The organism is Halobacillus halophilus DSM 2266 (assembly GCF_000284515.1).
In the GTDB taxonomy this organism is placed as follows: domain Bacteria; phylum Bacillota; class Bacilli; order Bacillales; family Halobacillaceae; genus Halobacillus; species Halobacillus halophilus.
In genome coordinates, this window is the sequence record NC_017668.1 from 3,247,263 (window position 1) to 3,265,920 (window position 18,658).

Here is an 18,658-nt window from a genome sequence, read left to right on the forward strand (position 1 = left end):
TCATCGTTGGAGAATGATTTATTTAGTACTCTTGGTTGTTTCCTTCACTGGCGTGAGAAATATGGTTCTCTTTACCAGCTCCTGTCCCCCTCTCATTTAAATTCTTGTCAATTATTTCAAAATATTCTGTCAAGAGCAACTATCTATACCTCCCATAAAAAAAGAAGCTTGCCAGATGTGGCAAACTTCCATGTGATCACAATAATTACGCAGGTTCATAAGTTTATTATCCTTCCTCAACCAACTTATAATTAGCTACAAAAGGACTTATCAGCATACCGATTACGAATATAAATAGACCTGTCACGATCGTAAAAAAAGTATTGTCAAAAGGCGTTAAAAATAATCCAAATACCAGGAACGGAACAACACTTACCAGCGTTACTTTTAACCTGGAAGGAAAATCTATTTTATGTGCACCCCCACACTTTCGGCATGCAATGAATCCATAATGCAAGTTTCTCTTTAAAATTTCACTCCATTTAAACTCTGTATCACAACCATCACAACGGGTCATAGGAAAACACCAACTTACTTAATTTTGTCATGAAATGAACCAGTACGTTTACATTATCTTATCAGTCAGGACTATCGCACCATCTATCATAAATCCTTTTCATAAAAGATCCAAGTAACGATGGAGCCATCCAATTATGTAATAACCCCTAAATATTGTGATCCTAACCACGTAAAAGCAGGAGAATATCCGTCCTTTATAGTATTAATAAATACAAGGATTTAACAAACGCAATCCTTGTCGTCCTTCCAATTTTTCTCACAAATCCAGTTATCTAATGGACTTGAACGGGAAAATAGTAGGCAGGAACAAATTTAACCAAGGAGGCATTTAAAATGGCAGAAGTATCTTCCATGCAGCAAGCCGTTGAGGTATTACGAGGTAAGGGACTTTCTAACCGGGACATCCTTAGCAACGTAGATAACAGCCATTTCCCGTTTGAAGATGAAGAAGTTGTGATGACCTTTATTGATTTGCAGATTGAATGTTCCTCTGATAAAGATTTTAACAAACTAGTGGCTTACTTATATGATTTTGACTTAAAGGACTAAGCTAAACCCAGGAAAAAAGGAGGCTGTCCTGTTAAGGATTGCCCCCTATCTTGAATGATCGCTTTCCTGTTTTATAGTTATCCAGTTATTCCATAACCTCTAATAACTGGATAATTCTACGATCTTAACATGGTTCAGATATAGAGATCGCATAGATAAGTAAGTACACGCCCACACCAGTACATAACAAACAAGATAAGCAACATTAAATGCAGCCAGTTCTCCAGTCTGCATGATGTTTAGCGAAAATAATCCAAAAGGGAGCGCTAAAACGGGGATCATCACTCTGCCCGATTTACGAAGGATATGTCCTCTCTTCGTCGTCATTTTATTTTTATAGTATCCAAACAGCACACCCGCTCCCACTATAAATTGTAATAAAAAAGGTAAAAATAACCCGATGTCTATATTCTCGAAAATCAGCGGGAGAGCTAATGCACCAAAGGGAGCGATGACTGATATAACCGTAACTCCATACCAGTAATCCGGTATAGCAAACTCTTTCTTTTGCCTGCTGGTTTGTTCCTCCTGAAGAATTTCCTGACTCAGTTGTTCAGGAGACATAAAGGAGTAAACGATTTGCTGTTCTGTTTTTCCTTCTTCTGCGACCAATTCCATAAGGTGATCCCTGATTTCATTAAGATGAGCGCGTCGTTCGTCGGCTGGCAGCTCTCGTAATTGATATTCCAGCTCATTCAAATAATCTTCAACGGTATGACTTTTGTTCATATGTTTCTACTCCCCTCCAGCTTGCAGGTTGTTTAAGAACGAATAAACCGTTAGAAACTCGTTCCATCGATCCTCAGAAATTTCCTTCCCTGCATCGGTTAGATAATAATACTTTCTGCTCCTTCCCTCATGCTCTTCTTTAAAAGAACCAATCCACCCATTCGCACTCATTCGCCGTAAAATAGGATAGATAGAACCGTCTGCTATTGGAAAACTACTGTCCTCTTGTAATTTCTTCGTTATCTGATATCCGTACATCGCATCATTCTTTAATAGTAAAAGAATCGCTAATTCGAACGTGCCTTTTCTTAATTGCGTATGCCATTTGTCATTTTTTGTATCCATAGCTACATAGTATATCAGCGCTATATATGTGTCAATGACACACATAAGATGCAGTGGCTGATTTTCGAAGGTCAACTTTCTTTTGTTACGTTTGAGGAAGCTCTTGTATTAAAAAAGCTGAAAACCATCAATTGGTCTTCAGCTCCATTCCCTTAATACTCACTTCATTTTTTCATTGAAAAGAAATAGAAAGCCCTACAACTTGATCCGAATAAACAATCATCTCACTCATAGTAGTCCTTACTTCAGGATTAGACAAAGGCTGTATGGTGACATCTTTCAAGTGAATGGGCGCAGAAACGTTGTATGCATTCATCTCATCCGAAAGTTCATCCAGCTCTTCGTCGAATTGAGCGAGTCCGTATTCAATGAAAGTCTGGTTCGTCTCATCCGCTTGAAACAAATTGATCGAGCCTTCTATCATAGCTGTTTGAGTATGCAGAAACAGTTTTCCTTCTGCGTTTGTAATGCGTTCTTCCGTAATCAATCCTTTGGCGTGTTGATCTTTGAGGTCTGCTAGATGTGTTGTCATAGCTTTTTTATAATCCAGGGCTTGCTTGAAGTTTTTCAACTTTCCCATAAAGTGTTCCTCCTCTAAATGAATCAAATAATCGTCCTGCTAAATTCAATAGGATCCTCACCGACAGTTTGCCCGCTAAGGTAATGATTTCTTAAAAACATAACTGACTTTATCATACTCCAGCTTATCCATATAAAACCGGTGTGCATCAGAGCGCTGTAATCCTGATGATAAAGCCACACTCTCAAAACCATTTTCTTTTCCCCACGTATGTACATAACTCAGCAGCTTTTCCCCATAACCTCTCGATCGATTGTTCTGCTCTGTAACTAAGTCACAAACCCAGACAAACCTCCCGTAATAAAGAGTCGTCATCGGTTTAAAACCCGTGACGGCAACGACCTTCTCTCCTTCCATTAAAGCAAACATCCTGTACCGATCCACTTCTCTGGCCTCTAATACTAATTCCAGGTATGTATGTTCATCTAAATGGGGTCGCAATTGTCTCATAACAGGAAATCCCTGCATGATTTCATCTTTAGTGATAAGCTCTTTTACAGTCACTGTATTCATTTTCAATAACCAGCCTTTCCAAACTATTTCACCATGTTCCAATGCCCGTTACTCTATAAAACACCCTTCAATAGCTTTCGTTAGTTCGAATGGCTCCGCTTCTACATTAGACGGGATCACAATCTTTATATTCAAATCTGGATAGATAGAGGCTCTAAAGCTGACTCCGGGATCATAGCCCATTACATGATATTTGTGTACATGCTGATTTTTCTGATTCATGTAGATTCCATAACCATAATGGACTTCTCCATTTACCTGAACATGAGGGTAGAGTAATTTTCGAGTCGTCTCTTCATTTAAAAGCTTATAATCAAATAATGCCTCCCACAGCTTCATCATGTCAGGAGCTGTAACAAAGGCCCCTCCATCAGATCCTCCCTTTTTAGGAATAGAATAAATATTCGTTCTCCACGTATTCTCCTTATGATTGTCAATATATCCTGCCGCTGTATTTCCTGGAAGCTGATCTAACGAAAAATACCCAGATTCTTTCATATTACACTTATGAAAAACTTCCGATTCTATATATTCTGTAAAACGCCTTCCCGTTTGTTCCTCGATAATCAGTCCTAAAAGGATGTATCCGGCATTGTTGTAATGAAACCTTTCTCCAGGCCTAAATTTCATGGGCTCTGCCTGAAATAAAGGCAAAAAATCTTTAAGAGAATCAATTTCGTACACCGGGGAGGTCTTCCACAGGTCTTCATAATTCTTCATGACCTCTTCATCAAAGTAATCAGGTATGCCGGAAGTATGAGTTAACAAATGGTGAATCGTGATTTCTTTATCAAAATGAGGTAAGTGTATATTCAAACAATCAGCCAGACGCGTATTGAAATCCAATGTTCCTTCTTCTACTAATTGACTAATTCCGATAGCCGTAAATAACTTGCAGCCAGAGGCTATCCCGAAACGAGTGCTGGAAGTGTTCAGTCGTTCTTCCGCCCGGTCCGCATAACCAAAGGATAAATCCGATAATATACGCTCACCCTGTTTTACATATACGACTCCTGAAAAGTTGATTTTATTGCTTATGTTCGTGATGAATTGATTCAATTTTTTCATAATGTTATCCCCCGTATCGCTGGACGTAATTTAGGTTTGGCCACTTGTCTTATTATACCTGCTTGCAATAGTAAGAAGAGAGTCAATTTTTATTTCTCTTGTTTGTTTATCACGGCTGAATAAATGGGTAAGATAACCACTGTAATACATTACGAGAGGAAGGGATTAACGATGAAGGAACGTGTGTACATTAGCCCGTCGAAATATGTGCAAGGTCGAAACGCTGTTCAGAAGATCGGCCAGCATTTAGAAGGCATTGGTAAAACGGCTGTAGTGATTGCAGATGAGACAGTATGGGATATTGCAGGTAATGATGTCGTATCTTATTTAAAAGAAGCAAACATCCGTACAGAGAACGTCGTATTTAATGGCGAAGCTTCTACAGCTGAAATGGACCGGATTGCAGGTATTGCGAAAGAGGCGGAAGCTTCTATCGTCATTGGTGTCGGGGGAGGCAAAACCCTTGATACGGCAAAAGCTGTTTCGGATGAGGTTCAGGCCTTTACCGTGATTGTCCCGACAACAGCTTCCACAGACGCTCCTACGAGCGCGCTTTCCGTGGTTTACTCAGATGAAGGCGTGTTTGAATCCTATCGTTTTTATAACAAAAATCCAGACCTTGTTTTGCTGGATTCTAAAATCATAGCGGAAGCTCCTCCACGTTTCTTAGCTTCCGGTATTGCAGATGCACTGGCTACTTATGTGGAAGTAAGAAGTGTCGTAAACAATAAAGGGAATACGATGGCAGGCGGCCAAACCACACTTGCCGCACAGGCCATAGCTAAAAAGTGTGAAGAAGTCTTATTTGATTATGCTTTACTCGCTTATGAATCAAACGAACGCAAGGTTGTCACACCTGCGCTGGAACATGTAATTGAAGCGAATACTCTTCTTAGCGGCCTTGGATTTGAAAGTGGCGGACTAGGTGCGGCTCACGCCATTCACAACGGTTTCACTGCCTTAGAAGGTGAAATCCATCACCTTACACATGGAGAAAAAGTCGCGTTCGGCACGCTTGTACAATTAACGATGGAAGAACATTCTCAAGAAGAAATCGAAAAATATATGGCCTTATATATGAGCCTTGATCTGCCGATTACCCTAGAAGATATTAAACTGAAAGATGTCTCCAGAGAAGACATCTTAAAAGTAGCGGAAACTGCTACAGCTGAAGGAGAAACGATCCATCAGGCTTTCTCTGTAACAGCGGAAGAAGTGGCTGATGCAATAGTGGCTACCGATCAATATGCGAAAAGCTTTAAAGGAATGTTAGGAATAGAGGAAGAATGATCCAACAAGCTGGGGAGGAATTCCCCAGCTTATTTAAATTCATTTAAATTGAGCTGTAAAGCAAAATTGATTTTAAAAGCACCTTCTTTGCGAACCAAGAACAATAAAACAAAATCCTCTAAATAAGACAAAGCCCCACACGTAATTACTCACGATTAGGTCACCGGGTTATGAAACAATTAACATCAGAAATGATTATTGATCAGCATTTACTCATACCAGGCCTTTACAGGTCTATCTTCAGGGAAACCATATAATTTTCGATATCCCTTTCTTTCTTCCGTAAAATCAAACCATTGTTTAGTGCTCCCGGGATTGTTTGCATAGTTAATCACGCAGCGAATTTGATCTTCCACACAACTATCCGTCCATACACCTAACTGTTTTTCTAATTGGTCAAAAAGGTCAGCAGCGGTCCTATCCTTTATTTCTGATAATGAATAAATGTCCAACTTAAAAACTAATTTCTCAGCTAATTGATATCCAATAGAAGGAACCGTTTGGAATTCAGCCAGCCCCTTTAGAGTATTTGCTTTGAAAAATGTAGTGTTTAACATTCTAGCTATGTCTTCCGTATTAAAATGATTTAGGTCGTTTATTTTAACTTTAGCTTTTCTAAGGAGTGACTTTTCCTCATTTGTTAGTGGTAATTTGGTCGTAGTCCCCAAACAACTCTCCCCCCCTTTACTAATTTCCTCCAAAATGAATGGTTCACTTTTTATAGTTATAAATACTAAAGTTTCAAGGTTACTTTAATCTATTTTTTCATGATCTGAATCGAATAGGAATCCATACTTCTTCCACAGCTTCAGAATCAGCGGGATGATAGTCTTCCGTGAGACGCTCAAAGTGTTCCCGATCATCCAAGTCGTAGGATGAAGACGGCAGCCACTCTTCGAATATGTATTGCAAGGTTTGGTTGAAACCACTTGCCGGCCCGCGATGCAAGAACATGGCATACAAGCCTCCACTGAATAAATAAGTTTCCATATCTGCCACTTCTTCAAACTCATGCTGAGCGACCTCAACAGCAGCCCACTTCACAAAAGTTGTGGAAGTATCAAAATGGTCAGGATCAAAAGGTTGATCAAAAATTTTTATATTGTAATACAGATCATCCACACGATTGGGAATAGAATGACGGGGTGGCATAAAACTTTTCCAAAGTTCTTGTGAATAATCCTCGTCTAAAGACATCCGCTTAGATTTTCCTATCAATTTCTTTTCCTCTACAGTAATGATTTTTGGATTTATCCTTCTCACCTCCGTGGTTCATAAAAGTCATGCTTAAACTACTTTCCAGTGAATTAATAAAAGTCCTCACTGTACCTCTTCAATTTCAAAATCAATAATCCCTTCTGCTGGTGTATGCTATAGGAAATTTAATCGAACCGTTTAACTGCCCTACTCATAATAAATGGCAAATCCATATTCTAGATTTGCCACTAAAATTCTCTCTTATAACATCCACTTTTTCCTATGTTCACGAATGAACGTAATATTACTCTGATAATGTTCAAGGTGTCCTTCCTTTATCATTTGTTGAAAAGCCACATTTCCCTCTTTGGCTTTTCTTTTAATGGTTTTACACAACCCTTCTAATCGCAATATTACCACGTCCAAATAATCGTTCTCTATTTCCATACCGTACGATTCAAAGAACAGTCTTACTCGTTGTTTTGTAGAATCGGCATGCTTTTGTGAATGATAATAAACCGCGTCACCGTTTTCGGCATGAAAAAACCGGCTTAAAGGAATGCAAGTATAAAGGGTATAGACTATATCCCATATTCTTGGACCAGGAGCAGCCACATCAAAATCTATAATGCCGACTGGTCTCTTATCGTTAAAAATAATATTATATATGGCAAAATCATTATGACATAGAACTTCATATGGCTGAGGCGTATTGTCTATTGGCTGCCAATTTTCTTCTATCGAGAAGTCACTCACCGAATCGTGGTAACGACGTAGCATCTCAGCTATTTCCTTTAGAACATCATTAGACCACATATATTTTTTTAGAGGGTAGTGGCCAGCTTCTCCTTCTATGTGCGTTAATATTTCTCTTCCTCTGTGATCAATACCCAAAAATTTCGGCGCATGATTAAAATTTTTATTTTCCAAGTGCTGTAATAACTTGTGAATTTTAGTGCTGCCTGGTTTTAATTCTCTTCGAATCGTATCGCCAGAAAGATATACTTTTGAGACATTTCCTCCGGTTAGTATTTCTTCTTCTTGGTGTGACATCCGATATTGCCTCCCATTAAGAATACGTTTCCTAATTTCATTTCGAGGTAATTTCCTTTACCTTTACTAATCGTTCAAGATAAAATCAACTGCCTCTTGCAGCTGCTCAGCAAAATCATCTGGCAATGCGTGTCCCATTCCTTTATTTACGATCAATTTACAGGGTACTCCTTTCGCGTTTAGCAGATTTGCTACTGTTACTGTTTGATCATAGAACGGATCGTTATCTCCTGTAATTAGACACCCTCTTACATTTTCTTTTACATGATCCTGAAGGATGTTTTCTATATCGTCTGAATCAGTGAAAGAAGGAACGAATGCTATAAAACCTTTGCACCCTAAAGGGTTGTTATTCAATAAGAGTTCTACTGCTGCTTTTCCTCCTTGAGAAACTCCAGACAGAAGGCTGTCCTTTCCTTCTAAGTCGTATGTTTTTTTGAATTCAAGGTGCATTTTTCTTACATCCTCTTCAACCACTTCCCGTTCGTCCCACACATAACTATTAAAGCTATATAATTGCGAAGATTGTACAAACCCTATTAAATAGTTTGAGAGAATTTCGGAAGTATCCCATTGGAAAGCAAAATCCTTAGCGTTGGATGCTTTCCAATGTAAACAATATATGGCTGTGTTTGATTGAGAGTTTCCTTCTACTTGAAGATGAGCACACGCACTTTTTTTGTTCTTATTATACATCATCGTGCAGCGGTTTATGATATCGTGAAAATCTTGTGCTTCTTTTAGGGGCTCTAATTCTTCATCATTTATCAGAATTTCCGGATTCCACCACAGACCTCGATCCAGCACTTCATTTAACTCTGAGATAGCTTCTGCTCTGTTACCCTCGAGCATGAAAATCCCAGCTTTCCAATGACCAATCCGATCAAGCCGTTCAGGAAACTTTTTCTTGGCTTCCTCTAAAAGTATTAGTGATTCCTTTAATTTCTCTCTTTGGACAAGATTTATGGCTTCCTGTTGAGTATTCACAAATTCTTTAAACTGATCAGACATAATACCACCCCTCCACTTTATTAGTTCAATATTAATTGAACTAATATGTATAGTCAATTTATATTTTATTTTTAGTTAGGTTGTATTATGTAGAACTTTTCGTGTTAAGATTAAATAAAAACGGAGGATACATGATGACCTACAAAGTTGAATCACTCTATTCACCCGTATATGAGTTGTTATTAAGCCTCTCATTATATAAAAGACAAACTCACTTGAAGTATTTAGAAGTAGGTACAAAATGGAAAGAAGATGTAGAAAATAAGATTTCTGATGAATTATTAAGGAAGATCCAAGCTAAGAACAACCTGGCATTTGAGGACTTATCCGTTTTACTTATTATCAGCTGCCCAGTTAAAAAGGATATACAGTCTTTCATTAACTGGCTGCGTGAACTGTCACCTGGAGAAATTTATGAGTTATTAACGCCGTACTTGGATGAATCCATGAATATTTCAGGCAATCTTTCCTTACAACGCTCAGAATATATAGAGCTTTTGCAGGGATGGAACGAACAATATTTTCAGAAAATGGATTTAAGTTTTTTACCTGCACTAGAAAAAGAGGCTAAACTTGTAGAGAAACGAATTAAAAAGGATAAAGCTGAAAAAGTTATAAATTCGACAAGTCGTTTTATAGTTGAATCAGAGGCTATTAAGAAGGTATATCTTATTCCTGCTTCCCACATCCAGCCGATCTCTTTGGTGGATCAATTTAAGGATACCCTTGTCATCACCTATCCTATTACAAAAGAGAATCACTTTAATGAAGTTTTAAAATTAACCAAAGCAATGAGCGACGAGAGAAGATTGAAAATTCTTCGGTTTATTTCCAGTCAATCCTGTACGTTTACGGATATCGTCAAAGAACTTGATATGGCAAAAGGTAATATTCATCATCATCTCTCTATTTTGAGATCGGCAAGACTATTGGATATTCATTTAAAAGAGGATAATCATACGTTCTATTATCAAACTCATAAAGGAATAACAAACAATCTCAAAGGTAATCTTGACCTTCTATTACAATAGACTGTCTATATTAGTTAATCATTAAGAAAACCATAAACTGTTTCTTATCCTGAGTGGCACACGGGAGATCAGATCTTAATAACAATTAAAACAGGCGGACCCTCGCGTTAGGGTTCGCCCTCGATTGTTAACATTATTAAATCCTAAAAGAGCTCTTCCTTATATTTGTCTCAAGACCATTCGTGCAAAGTAAACTCGGACGATATTTTTCAGGTTTGCTCGAGTAGTATCTATGCTGGACAAAACCTCATGGGTTTCGCCGTTATCCACGTCCAACCGCATCGTTCAGTTTCTTGCGATATTTGTCCCTCCACGTTTTCTCATCCTTCACTAATTCGTCGCAGAACTCCGCCACGTCTTCACCCGTAAGGTCAGTGACTTTCCTGCCCTCCGCTGCTCCTTGCTCGAAAAGATCAAGAATACCGCCAAAAATACGGCTGGTAGCCTTCCAGTCTGTGGGGCCACCAGCGGTCCACATATACTTTTGGATCGCTATATAAGCGTTGTAATACTCGCTTGGAAGTGCCTTCGCACGCGCCTCCATCGCTCTCCATTCTCTTTTGTCATCCAGACTTCCGATAATTTTTTCAAAAATACTCATATTCGTTTCTCCTTTTATAAATTTTTGGTTTTGAGTTCGTTAATTTTGCCTGAGACGAATTCCCATTTTCTCCAAAAAGTTTCAAGGCGCTTATGCCCAGCTGCGTTGAGGGTATAAAATTTTCTTGGTGGCCCCATAGTGGATGGCTTTTTCTCGATGTCCACCAGATTATTTTTCTCAAGCCGCATGGTAATTGTATAAACGGTGCCTTCAACCACATCAGTGAAACCAAGTTCCCGCAGCTGTTGAGTGATTTCATAGCCGTACGTTTCGCCACGGCTGATGATCTCAAGCACACACCCCTCAAGAACCCCTTTCATCATTTCTCTGAAATTTTCCATGTTCGCCTCCATCTGTTCTGAATTACGAGTATTCTGGAACTTCGGTATTTAGTATTACTTATTACTAGTATATAGTATTGCTAAGTAGTGTTTTTGTCAAGAGGACTACTGTTGTTGTGACAGTGAGAGGTTCAGCAATTCCTTATAAAAGTAAACAATTGCCGGAACGCTAAAAAGGACGCAAATCCCCAGTACGGAATTGCGTCCTTTTTAGTGTAAATCGAGCCCTGCTCACTTCCTCGTTTATCTAATAGAAAACCAAGATAGCATGAAGCAGCCATCTTAGTCTCCGTTGTGATTCTATTTTATCTACTGAGCTATCCCTGCTAATACTTCCTCCAGGAGATCTCTCCTTTATCTAATAATTCTCTCCTAGCAAAGGTATGGATATGGGAGAGGATTCTCTCAATGGTCTGGGTGCGATCACCTAGAATACGAATGACAATCCCGCCGCCTTCCATATCAGAGATCCCGAGCCGTACATCTGGAAATGACTCGAAAACATTCTCATATAACCACTCAGCAAACTCACGAGAAGCTTCAGGATGAAAGAGTACGAAAGAACCCACGTGCGTATGCCCCTCTAACTGCAGTACTCCCTCCAGTTCATCATCCGGTTCCAGCAGAAGATGATCAAACAAGACAAGTTTTCCATTTTGGTAAACTTTCAACTTATTTCTTACCCAGTCGTAGCGGAAGTTCACTCCATCCTTCGACCAGCCCGGAGTAATGATGTCGCTGTAGAAAAAGACGGCATCAGGCTCCATTTCTATCGTCGTATTCTGTATAAAACGTGCTCCTTCATACAAGATCAAAGGATCTAAAAAATATTCAAGAACACTATCTGCACCCAGGTGGATTTTCGTATGCTGCTCTACAGGCTTTGAAGGCGTTTTATACACCTTGGTCGAGGCTTGACTGGTAACCGCCAACTCCGCTCCTTCTCCCAGTGTAATGGTTGACCCATATGTATCCCCATCGACGTACCCTCCACCAACATGGATAAGGTAGACAGACAGGCAATCGTCGTCGAGACGAACGGGACGCGTAAATTTAAAGGCTCCTTCATAATAACCATGAATCTTAGTTCTCGCATGGCGCTTCTTCGCCTCAAGACTTAGAAGGCCTGTTTCCCTCATGATTTCAATCCTGTAAGAAAGGCGTTAGACTTGATCCATTCGATTACTTCACCCAAACCGTCCTGAGTCTTCAAATTTGTGAAAACAAAAGGTTTTTCTCCTCTCGCTTTGATGGTATCTTCCCGCATCACATCCAAGTCTGCCCCGACATAAGGAGCAAGATCGGTCTTATTAACCACAAATAAATCCGATTTAATCATCCCTTGTCCATTTTTCCTCGGAATTTTCTCTCCTTGGGCCACATCAATAATATAAATAGAGAAATCTACCAGTTCAGGACTGAAGGTAGCAGCTAAGTTATCGCCTCCACTTTCCACAAAGATCAAATCGAGATCATTGTGGCGCTCCTTTAATTCATCAATGGCTGAAAAATTCATCGAAGCATCTTCCCGGATGGCTGTATGAGGACAACCACCCGTTTCCACTCCGATTACGCGATCGTCCTCCAACACCCCATTTCTCAATAGAAACATCGCATCTTCTTTTGTATAGATATCGTTTGTGATAACCGCCATACTCAATTCATCTTTAAGATCGCGGGTTATTCTCTCCACAAGCATCGTTTTTCCAGCCCCTACAGGGCCACCAACTCCAATACAAATCGGTTCCATACAATCCACTCCTTTAATATTTTAGGTCTGTTAAACCTCAGTTTTGATCTTCCAGTTAATCTCCCATTACTTGAAGACTCAGTCTCGAGATAAATGGTTCCGTTACTAAAATGAGGATAAGGGTTGGTGGGGAAATAATTCGCTTTCCTGTGGGGGAACTGGTGAGCCTCCTCAGTCGTTTCACTCCTTGCGAGGTCTCCCCTAGATCCTTCTCCCGCGGGAGTCTCCTCATTTCCCCACCAACCCAACTATAATGTTGTGAACGGACCCTTCTTTAGAGGGGCAGGTGTTGGACTTAATCCTTTCTAAATCCAGTGGTATCAGACCTTTTCTAACAAAACTTTGAGAAAACAGGAACTCATGTCATGATTTTTATATATCCTATCCAAGTGATTTTTGCCAATGTTTCGAGCCGCTCATTTCAGCAAGGTCCGGAGGGGGACGATGTAGACTCCTGCGGGATAAACATGATTGGTGAGACCCCGGAAGTCAAAGACTGAGGAGGCTCAGCACATGCCCGCGGAAAGCGAAATCGTCCCCCGCAGGACCTTCCGCTCAATAAATATCTCGAAACTGAGTCTTCAACAATCCGGACCTATTGTTAATAAGTCTTTTACGATTAAAAACCACAATCAAGTAGAACATCACCTATATTTTAAATAAACGAATTAAGACATAAACAGACGTACATTCAACCGTTCATGATGCATCTGGGCTATTTCAAGACCAGGACTTCCCGCTCCTAAATCATCTGGAGAAAGCCCCAGGATTGACTCGACCGCTTCTATCACATAAGGCTGCAGGACGAGCAGGATCTTCTGCCCGGCCGTTTGCCCCATCGGAATTCCCCGGACCGCATTTTGCACAAGTGAAGACAAGTTCGTGAATAAAAACGTCTCCAGTGCTGAGTCTTTTGGAATGTCCAGCGAATGATAAACAACAGCGAGAACGACAGCCGGATGACCATACGCTTCCTTTTTCTTAATCCAGGACAAGTATTCACTCAAATCAGGCGATGGATATAATTCCATGCACAGTTTGGCCAGACGCTCCCCCATTTTCCGGTTTCCTTCTCTCGTTTCCCGCGCCACACAAGTAGCGAACAACACGTGATCGATGTCCATAAGATCTTCAGGACTGCCTCTTTCCATACTCTCATACGCCAGACGGCAGGCAAGTCCATCATTGAAGATCAGCTGCTTCTTTAAAAAGATGATCAGTGCTTGCTTAAAACTCTCTGTTCCCTTAACCACATCCTCTTGAATGTACGTTTCAAATCCAAATGAATGAGAAAAGGCCCCCGAGGGGAACTGAGAATCACTAAGCTGCAATAGAGGCATTAATCCATTAATCATGATGATGTCCAATGTAACGGAATGGCTGAGGCACCTTTCTATTTTCTCGCTTATGCGGCACACCTAAGTCCAGCAGCAATTCCTCGATCAAATAATCGTACTGGACGATCATATCTTCCCCTTCAAACTGGGCGGGCAAATGTCGGTTTCCCAGCTGATGAGCGGTATCTCCCATTTGTTTCATCGTTGTGGGGCTGATGACTAAAACATCATCTTTTTTCACTGAAATGACCACCATATTTTTTTCATCCATATATAATACGTCTCCATCTGACAGCTCTTCATTTTTAGAAAGTCTGATTCCAAGCTCATTGCCATGGTCTGTTTTCATACGCTGAATTCTTTTGACCAGCTGCTCACTTTCCAGATACACATATTCAATATGGGGCGCCCGCTTTTCCAGGGTAGCTACGTTTCCAACTATGTTTTCAATAATCATGTTCCTCACCTCAAAATAAGAAATATCGTTGTGCTAAAGGGACGGTTTCGGCAGGTTCGCAGTCGATCACCTGTCCATCTACTTTCACCACATAAGTTTGTGGGTCTACTTCGATCTTTGGTGTGCCTCCATTAAGAATCATCGATCGTTTCGTTAGATTTCGCACACCGGAAATCGGGCGAACTTGCTTTTTTAACCCCAGTTCATCATGCAGCCCGTTCTCATAAGCTTTGTTTGATATAAACGTCATCGATGTACGGTCTTTTGCCTGGCCGTGAGAGCCGAACATTTCCCGATAAAAAACGGGTTGGGGCGTGGGAATGCTGGCATTCGGATCGCCCATCAAGCTATGAGCGATCATCCCGCCTTTAATGATGAGTTCTGGCTTAACACCAAAGAATTTCGGGTCCCATAGTACAAGGTCTGCCAATTTCCCACCTTCCACAGATCCAACGTAGTCAGATATTCCGTGGGTAATAGCCGGATTAATGGTGTATTTAGCAATATATCGTTTGGCCCTGAAGTTGTCCTTCTTATCATGATCTCCCTCTAAAGAGCCGCGTTGTTTTTTCATTTTATCGGCCGTTTGCCACGTACGAATAATGACTTCTCCCACACGCCCCATGGCCTGCGAGTCGGAGGAGATCATACTGAACACACCGAGATCATGGAGAATATCTTCAGCCGCAATCGTTTCTTTACGAATACGCGAATCGGCAAAAGCGATATCTTCCGGCACACTTGGATCCAGATGGTGACAAACCATCAGCATATCTAAATGTTCTTCAAGCGTATTAACTGTATAAGGCCTCGTTGGATTCGTCGAAGAAGGAAGGATATTTGGATAACTCGCCGCTTCAATAATATCCGGGGCGTGGCCTCCTCCTGCGCCTTCCGTGTGATACGTATGAATCACACGGTCGTCAATCGCTTCAAGCGTATGCTCAACAAATCCGCCTTCATTCAACGTATCGGTATGTATCGCGACTTGAACATCGAACCGGTCAGCCACCCGTAAACACGTATCTATTGATGAAGCTGTCGTTCCCCAGTCTTCGTGAAGCTTCAAGCCTACAGCTCCTGCTTCCACTTGCTCTTGAAGGGCTGCTTCACTGGATGAGTTCCCTTTTCCTAAAAAACCTAGATTCATAGGATACTGATCCGCTGCTTCAAGCATACGATGGATATTCCAAGGGCCTGGCGTACAAGTCGTCGCTTTCGTGCCAGTCGCTGGACCGGTGCCTCCTCCGATCATCGTCGTGATCCCGGAAGACAGGGCGGTTTCAATTTGCTGCGGCGATACAAAATGAATATGAGCGTCAATACCGCCTGCAGTAACAATCATCCCTTCAGCTGCCACGACTTCCGTAGAAGCTCCAATGACGATATCGACGTTATCCATTAATAAGGGATTACCTGCTTTTCCAATGGTGGAAATCCAACCTTCTTTTACACCGATATCGGCTTTAAAAATGCCGGAATGATCTAAGATTAGCGCATTCGTTATCACAAGATCCACAGCCTCTTCGCTTTCAGCCAAAGGATGCTGACCCATACCATCGCGTATGACTTTCCCGCCGCCAAACTTCACTTCATCTCCATAGGTCGTATAATCCTTCTCCACTTCAATGAACAAGTCCGTGTCCGCTAAGCGAACAGCGTCCCCCGTCGTTGGACCGAACATATCGGCATATTGTTTTCGTGACATTTCAAAACTCATAGCTCGGCCCTCCCATTCAGCTGATTATTCAAGCCATAAATCTTCCTTTCACCAGAAAAAGCTACAAGCTCTACTTCTTTTTCATCACCTGGCTCAAAGCGTACGGCCGTTCCAGCCGGAATATTCAAATGTCTGCCTTTTGCCTGCTCCCGTTCGAATTGCAGATAGGGGTTTACTTCAAAAAAATGAAAGTGTGATCCGATTTGAACCGGACGATCTCCTCGATTTAATACGTTCACTTTAATGCTTTCTTTCCCTTCATTACATAGGATCGGATCTTTCCGTAACACAAATTCTCCTGGTACCATCCTTCAGCCTCCTTATCATCGAATAGGGTCATGAATCGTCACGAGCTTTACGCCATCTGGAAAAGTAGCTTCCACTTGAATATCTGGAAGCATCTCCGGAATCCCTTCCAGTACATCTTCTTTTTCCAGAATTGTTGCGCCAAACTGCATTAATTCCGCAACGGACTTCCCATCCCTCGCTCCTTCCACGACTTCATAAGTAATGATGGCAACCGCTTCAGGATAATTAAGCTGCAAGCCTCTCTCCTGACGTCTTCTTGCCAGATCAGCAGCCGTGACCACCATGAGCTTTTCCATCTCTCTGGATGTTAACTTCACATACTCACCTCCCCTCTTTCCACCGGTTATGTCCTTACGGCTGTCCCTCCTCTCCTTTCATATATTCAACTACAGGACGAAACGCTATATACAACCCCGCAATGATCAACCAGCTAAACGATAAATATGTCCATCCTTTGAAAAACTCCAGGCTGTAGTTATACCCTGTGATGAACATGATCCCCGGAAAAGCCACAATAAATAATGCCGTCAACCCGAATGCCCATCTTTTACATAGTTTCGCGTCCTTATCTAGCTGATGCTCGTTTTCCTTCATATACGACTTCCTCCTCTGTGGTCTCGTCCTCATTTTCCTCATCATCAAAGCTTCTGAACTTATCTTGCAGGGAATCAAAATCAAACTCTTGATTCGAAATCAAAGCATGGCCAACAGAAATCGTTCCACTTACAATGAAGACGGTAATATTCCCGAAAAACATCGATTGAAGTTCTCCCAGTGTACTTACACTGATCTCTCCATAAAGAAGGTTAGCTGACGTCAGCCAAGCCGTAACCCCAGTGACCAGGCCTGCGGAAGCTCCGTAGAACGTTCCTTCGTTGGTAGCCTTTTTCCAGAGAAGCCCCAGAGTAACAGGGATAACGGCTCCACTCACGAATATCCCCATGGCCATATAAACCCAGCCTAAACCAATCCCGACTTTAAACAGCAAGATCGAAAGGACACCCATCATTAAACCGAATCCTAATGTCACACGGCGGGAGACATACAAAAGACGATCACTGCTCGCTTTAGGGTTAATCGACTTCCGGTAAATATCGGTCACAATAATATTCGTGATCGCTGTCAATTCAGCGGCTCCTGTAGACATTACAGCCATAAATAACATAGCTAGAAATAAGATCGAACCAACGCCGCCAAGCAGGTGGGCAGCCATTTCCGGTGCCACCGAGTCAGGGCTTCCCACCGTGATTCCAAGACCCGCAGCACTTACTCCAAGGAAGGTTGCAATTGCGAATGGAATCGAAAACCATGAAATTCCACCATATATGTATGCTCTCGATGCTGCACTATCTTTACTGGCAATGGCACGCTGCCAATAGGCCTGGTCAACGAATACCGCGCCAAAGTTTCCTATGATGTTAATCATTCCAAAAAACAGACCGGATACAGAAGCCATCGTAAGCATGGAATTGGAAGACGGCATGTTGCTTAGCCCTTCATAAATAGGGTCAATTCCAAATTTGACATAAACAACAGTTGCAAAAATAGCCAGGATCGTAAAAATCATGACAGTATTGAAGTAGTCAGCAATGAATGAGGCTTTCAGTCCACCAATCATGGTGTAAATCGTGAAGGTAAGAGGAATCAGAAAAGCGGCTACATAAATGTTCATCCCCGTTAGAGAATTCAGGGCAATTGCTCCACCAAGAACGACCATCGATGTTACGAGGATATTCGTCATTAAAGCAAATCCCATTATTAAACGGTGATTTTTCTTATCAAAGCGCTGTCCAATGAACTCTAAGAACGTATGAGCGTTAGGAGCCCGCTTTTTCAAGTGGATCGCCACAATCGCAAACAGCAGCACCTGAATACATGCGCCCGCAGCATACCAATAAGGACCGCTAATCCCGTATTGATACCCTGTCGACGAAGACATCATTAATGTCGCCGCCCACGTCCAGGCAGCAATAATCGAAGCACTCGCGAGCCCAACCCCAACACTTCTCCCCGCCGTACTGAATTGCTCGGCAGTCATCGCTTGTTTCCTTCTTCGCTGCATAACAAACGTTATAAGAGTAAAGAACAATCCAAAAACCAACAACAGAACATAGCCAACATAAGATGGTAACAATAGGCACCCTCCAAATATTTAGAATATACTGAATAATATATCATATTCTGACAATTAATCAACATTGAATGTAAGGAAACCTAACATATAAAGATTTCGGTAAGCGCTACCAATTTTATCCCTA

The 18,658-nt window shown here is 41.4% G+C and carries 24 protein-coding genes; 3 read left to right on the top strand and 21 right to left on the bottom strand.

Translation table 11 applies throughout. The features are described from left to right. Positions 1–226 precede the first annotated feature (226 nt). On the bottom strand, positions 227–517 hold the full coding sequence (locus HBHAL_RS22080) for a TIGR04104 family putative zinc finger protein (RefSeq protein ID WP_014644529.1): 291 nt from the start codon (positions 515–517) through the stop codon (positions 227–229). 335 nt (positions 518–852) lie between these two features. Between HBHAL_RS22080 and HBHAL_RS16095 the strand changes: the two genes are divergently transcribed. Beyond that, on the top strand, positions 853–1,068 hold the full coding sequence (locus HBHAL_RS16095) for a hypothetical protein (protein ID WP_014644530.1): 216 nt from the start codon (positions 853–855) through the stop codon (positions 1,066–1,068). A gap of 99 nt (positions 1,069–1,167) precedes the next feature. Here HBHAL_RS16095 and HBHAL_RS16100 read toward each other — a convergent pair whose 3' ends face one another. From HBHAL_RS16100 to HBHAL_RS16120, 5 genes are all read right to left on the bottom strand, one after another. Then, positions 1,168–1,797 (bottom strand): DUF1700 domain-containing protein, encoded by a 630-nt coding sequence (locus HBHAL_RS16100; protein WP_014644531.1) that lies wholly within the window; start codon positions 1,795–1,797, stop codon positions 1,168–1,170. A gap of 6 nt (positions 1,798–1,803) precedes the next feature. Further along, positions 1,804–2,142 (bottom strand): PadR family transcriptional regulator, encoded by a 339-nt coding sequence (locus HBHAL_RS16105; protein ID WP_014644532.1) that lies wholly within the window; start codon positions 2,140–2,142, stop codon positions 1,804–1,806. Between the two features lie 172 nt (positions 2,143–2,314). Then, positions 2,315–2,722, bottom strand: a complete 408-nt coding sequence (locus HBHAL_RS16110; protein WP_014644533.1) for a hypothetical protein — start codon at positions 2,720–2,722, stop codon at positions 2,315–2,317. Positions 2,723–2,797: 75 nt separating this feature from the next. Continuing rightward, entirely contained in the window at positions 2,798–3,235 is a 438-nt protein-coding gene (locus tag HBHAL_RS16115; RefSeq protein WP_014644535.1) for a GNAT family N-acetyltransferase, read from the bottom strand. A 48-nt stretch (positions 3,236–3,283) separates the two neighbouring features. Further along, complete coding sequence (locus tag HBHAL_RS16120; RefSeq protein WP_014644536.1) at positions 3,284–4,303, bottom strand: serine hydrolase domain-containing protein; 1,020 nt, start codon at positions 4,301–4,303, stop codon at positions 3,284–3,286. 171 nt (positions 4,304–4,474) lie between these two features. Here HBHAL_RS16120 and HBHAL_RS16125 point away from each other — a divergent pair, with 171 nt between their 5' ends. Further along, complete coding sequence (locus HBHAL_RS16125; protein ID WP_014644538.1) at positions 4,475–5,593, top strand: glycerol dehydrogenase; 1,119 nt, start codon at positions 4,475–4,477, stop codon at positions 5,591–5,593. Positions 5,594–5,802: 209 nt separating this feature from the next. Here the strand turns inward: HBHAL_RS16125 and HBHAL_RS16130 are convergent, their stop codons facing one another. From HBHAL_RS16130 to HBHAL_RS16145, 4 genes are all read right to left on the bottom strand, one after another. Next, complete coding sequence (locus tag HBHAL_RS16130; protein WP_041601418.1) at positions 5,803–6,261, bottom strand: helix-hairpin-helix domain-containing protein; 459 nt, start codon at positions 6,259–6,261, stop codon at positions 5,803–5,805. 97 nt (positions 6,262–6,358) lie between these two features. Beyond that, entirely contained in the window at positions 6,359–6,856 is a 498-nt protein-coding gene (locus tag HBHAL_RS16135) for a GyrI-like domain-containing protein (RefSeq protein WP_014644541.1), read from the bottom strand. 195 nt (positions 6,857–7,051) lie between these two features. Beyond that, positions 7,052–7,843: a phosphotransferase gene (locus HBHAL_RS16140; RefSeq protein WP_014644542.1), complete on the bottom strand. Its 792-nt coding sequence runs from the start codon at positions 7,841–7,843 to the stop codon at positions 7,052–7,054. Positions 7,844–7,909: 66 nt separating this feature from the next. Then, positions 7,910–8,854 (bottom strand): alpha/beta hydrolase family protein, encoded by a 945-nt coding sequence (locus HBHAL_RS16145; RefSeq protein WP_014644543.1) that lies wholly within the window; start codon positions 8,852–8,854, stop codon positions 7,910–7,912. 134 nt (positions 8,855–8,988) lie between these two features. Here HBHAL_RS16145 and HBHAL_RS16150 point away from each other — a divergent pair, with 134 nt between their 5' ends. Beyond that, positions 8,989–9,885, top strand: a complete 897-nt coding sequence (locus HBHAL_RS16150; RefSeq protein ID WP_041601419.1) for an ArsR/SmtB family transcription factor — start codon at positions 8,989–8,991, stop codon at positions 9,883–9,885. Positions 9,886–10,147: 262 nt separating this feature from the next. On the opposite strand, the gene HBHAL_RS16155 is transcribed toward HBHAL_RS16150, so the two are convergent. From HBHAL_RS16155 to HBHAL_RS16205, 11 genes are all read right to left on the bottom strand, one after another. Continuing rightward, positions 10,148–10,486, bottom strand: a complete 339-nt coding sequence (locus HBHAL_RS16155) for a DUF1048 domain-containing protein (RefSeq protein ID WP_014644545.1) — start codon at positions 10,484–10,486, stop codon at positions 10,148–10,150. 14 nt (positions 10,487–10,500) lie between these two features. Further along, positions 10,501–10,827 carry a PadR family transcriptional regulator gene (locus HBHAL_RS16160; RefSeq protein WP_014644546.1) on the bottom strand — a complete coding sequence of 109 codons (327 nt, stop codon included), beginning with the start codon at positions 10,825–10,827 and terminating at the stop codon, positions 10,501–10,503. Between the two features lie 326 nt (positions 10,828–11,153). After that, positions 11,154–11,966 (bottom strand): urease accessory protein UreD, encoded by an 813-nt coding sequence (locus tag HBHAL_RS16165; RefSeq protein ID WP_014644547.1) that lies wholly within the window; start codon positions 11,964–11,966, stop codon positions 11,154–11,156. Next, positions 11,963–12,577 (bottom strand): urease accessory protein UreG, encoded by a 615-nt coding sequence (ureG, locus tag HBHAL_RS16170; protein WP_014644548.1) that lies wholly within the window; start codon positions 12,575–12,577, stop codon positions 11,963–11,965. The genes HBHAL_RS16165 and ureG overlap by 4 nt, the downstream gene beginning before the upstream one ends. Before the next feature lie 668 nt (positions 12,578–13,245). Then, complete coding sequence (locus HBHAL_RS16175) at positions 13,246–13,932, bottom strand: urease accessory protein UreF (protein WP_014644550.1); 687 nt, start codon at positions 13,930–13,932, stop codon at positions 13,246–13,248. Next, the gene (gene ureE / locus HBHAL_RS16180; protein ID WP_014644551.1) at positions 13,925–14,371 is read right to left on the bottom strand and encodes an urease accessory protein UreE; all 447 of its coding nucleotides are present in this window, start codon (positions 14,369–14,371) and stop codon (positions 13,925–13,927) included. The genes HBHAL_RS16175 and ureE overlap by 8 nt, the downstream gene beginning before the upstream one ends. A gap of 10 nt (positions 14,372–14,381) precedes the next feature. Beyond that, complete coding sequence (gene ureC, locus HBHAL_RS16185; protein WP_014644552.1) at positions 14,382–16,091, bottom strand: urease subunit alpha; 1,710 nt, start codon at positions 16,089–16,091, stop codon at positions 14,382–14,384. Beyond that, complete coding sequence (locus tag HBHAL_RS16190; RefSeq protein ID WP_014644553.1) at positions 16,088–16,399, bottom strand: urease subunit beta; 312 nt, start codon at positions 16,397–16,399, stop codon at positions 16,088–16,090. The genes ureC and HBHAL_RS16190 overlap by 4 nt, the downstream gene beginning before the upstream one ends. Positions 16,400–16,414: 15 nt before the next feature. Then, positions 16,415–16,717 carry an urease subunit gamma gene (locus HBHAL_RS16195; RefSeq protein ID WP_014644554.1) on the bottom strand — a complete coding sequence of 101 codons (303 nt, stop codon included), beginning with the start codon at positions 16,715–16,717 and terminating at the stop codon, positions 16,415–16,417. 34 nt (positions 16,718–16,751) lie between these two features. Continuing rightward, the gene (locus HBHAL_RS16200) at positions 16,752–16,994 is read right to left on the bottom strand and encodes a hypothetical protein (protein WP_014644555.1); all 243 of its coding nucleotides are present in this window, start codon (positions 16,992–16,994) and stop codon (positions 16,752–16,754) included. After that, positions 16,966–18,534 (bottom strand): sodium:solute symporter family protein, encoded by a 1,569-nt coding sequence (locus tag HBHAL_RS16205; RefSeq protein ID WP_014644556.1) that lies wholly within the window; start codon positions 18,532–18,534, stop codon positions 16,966–16,968. Before HBHAL_RS16205 ends, HBHAL_RS16200 begins: the two co-directional genes overlap by 29 nt. Positions 18,535–18,658: the final 124 nt, after the last annotated feature.

Coding starts and splice junctions, on each gene's coding strand:
- HBHAL_RS16155 (WP_014644545.1), bottom strand. CDS start 10,486: ATGAGTATTTTTGAAAAAATTATCGGAAGTCTGGATGACAAAAGAGAA.
- HBHAL_RS16165 (WP_014644547.1), bottom strand. CDS start 11,966: ATGAGGGAAACAGGCCTTCTAAGTCTTGAGGCGAAGAAGCGCCATGCG.
- HBHAL_RS16110 (WP_014644533.1), bottom strand. CDS start 2,722: ATGGGAAAGTTGAAAAACTTCAAGCAAGCCCTGGATTATAAAAAAGCT.
- HBHAL_RS16150 (WP_041601419.1), top strand. CDS start 8,989: ATGACCTACAAAGTTGAATCACTCTATTCACCCGTATATGAGTTGTTA.
- ureG (WP_014644548.1), bottom strand. CDS start 12,577: ATGGAACCGATTTGTATTGGAGTTGGTGGCCCTGTAGGGGCTGGAAAA.
- HBHAL_RS16095 (WP_014644530.1), top strand. CDS start 853: ATGGCAGAAGTATCTTCCATGCAGCAAGCCGTTGAGGTATTACGAGGT.
- HBHAL_RS16115 (WP_014644535.1), bottom strand. CDS start 3,235: ATGAATACAGTGACTGTAAAAGAGCTTATCACTAAAGATGAAATCATG.
- HBHAL_RS16160 (WP_014644546.1), bottom strand. CDS start 10,827: ATGGAAAATTTCAGAGAAATGATGAAAGGGGTTCTTGAGGGGTGTGTG.
- HBHAL_RS16190 (WP_014644553.1), bottom strand. CDS start 16,399: ATGGTACCAGGAGAATTTGTGTTACGGAAAGATCCGATCCTATGTAAT.
- ureE (WP_014644551.1), bottom strand. CDS start 14,371: ATGATTATTGAAAACATAGTTGGAAACGTAGCTACCCTGGAAAAGCGG.
- HBHAL_RS22080 (WP_014644529.1), bottom strand. CDS start 517: ATGACCCGTTGTGATGGTTGTGATACAGAGTTTAAATGGAGTGAAATT.
- HBHAL_RS16145 (WP_014644543.1), bottom strand. CDS start 8,854: ATGTCTGATCAGTTTAAAGAATTTGTGAATACTCAACAGGAAGCCATA.
- HBHAL_RS16125 (WP_014644538.1), top strand. CDS start 4,475: ATGAAGGAACGTGTGTACATTAGCCCGTCGAAATATGTGCAAGGTCGA.
- HBHAL_RS16105 (WP_014644532.1), bottom strand. CDS start 2,142: ATGGATACAAAAAATGACAAATGGCATACGCAATTAAGAAAAGGCACG.
- HBHAL_RS16140 (WP_014644542.1), bottom strand. CDS start 7,843: ATGTCACACCAAGAAGAAGAAATACTAACCGGAGGAAATGTCTCAAAA.
- HBHAL_RS16175 (WP_014644550.1), bottom strand. CDS start 13,932: ATGATTAATGGATTAATGCCTCTATTGCAGCTTAGTGATTCTCAGTTC.
- ureC (WP_014644552.1), bottom strand. CDS start 16,091: ATGAGTTTTGAAATGTCACGAAAACAATATGCCGATATGTTCGGTCCA.
- HBHAL_RS16200 (WP_014644555.1), bottom strand. CDS start 16,994: ATGAAGGAAAACGAGCATCAGCTAGATAAGGACGCGAAACTATGTAAA.
- HBHAL_RS16100 (WP_014644531.1), bottom strand. CDS start 1,797: ATGAACAAAAGTCATACCGTTGAAGATTATTTGAATGAGCTGGAATAT.
- HBHAL_RS16120 (WP_014644536.1), bottom strand. CDS start 4,303: ATGAAAAAATTGAATCAATTCATCACGAACATAAGCAATAAAATCAAC.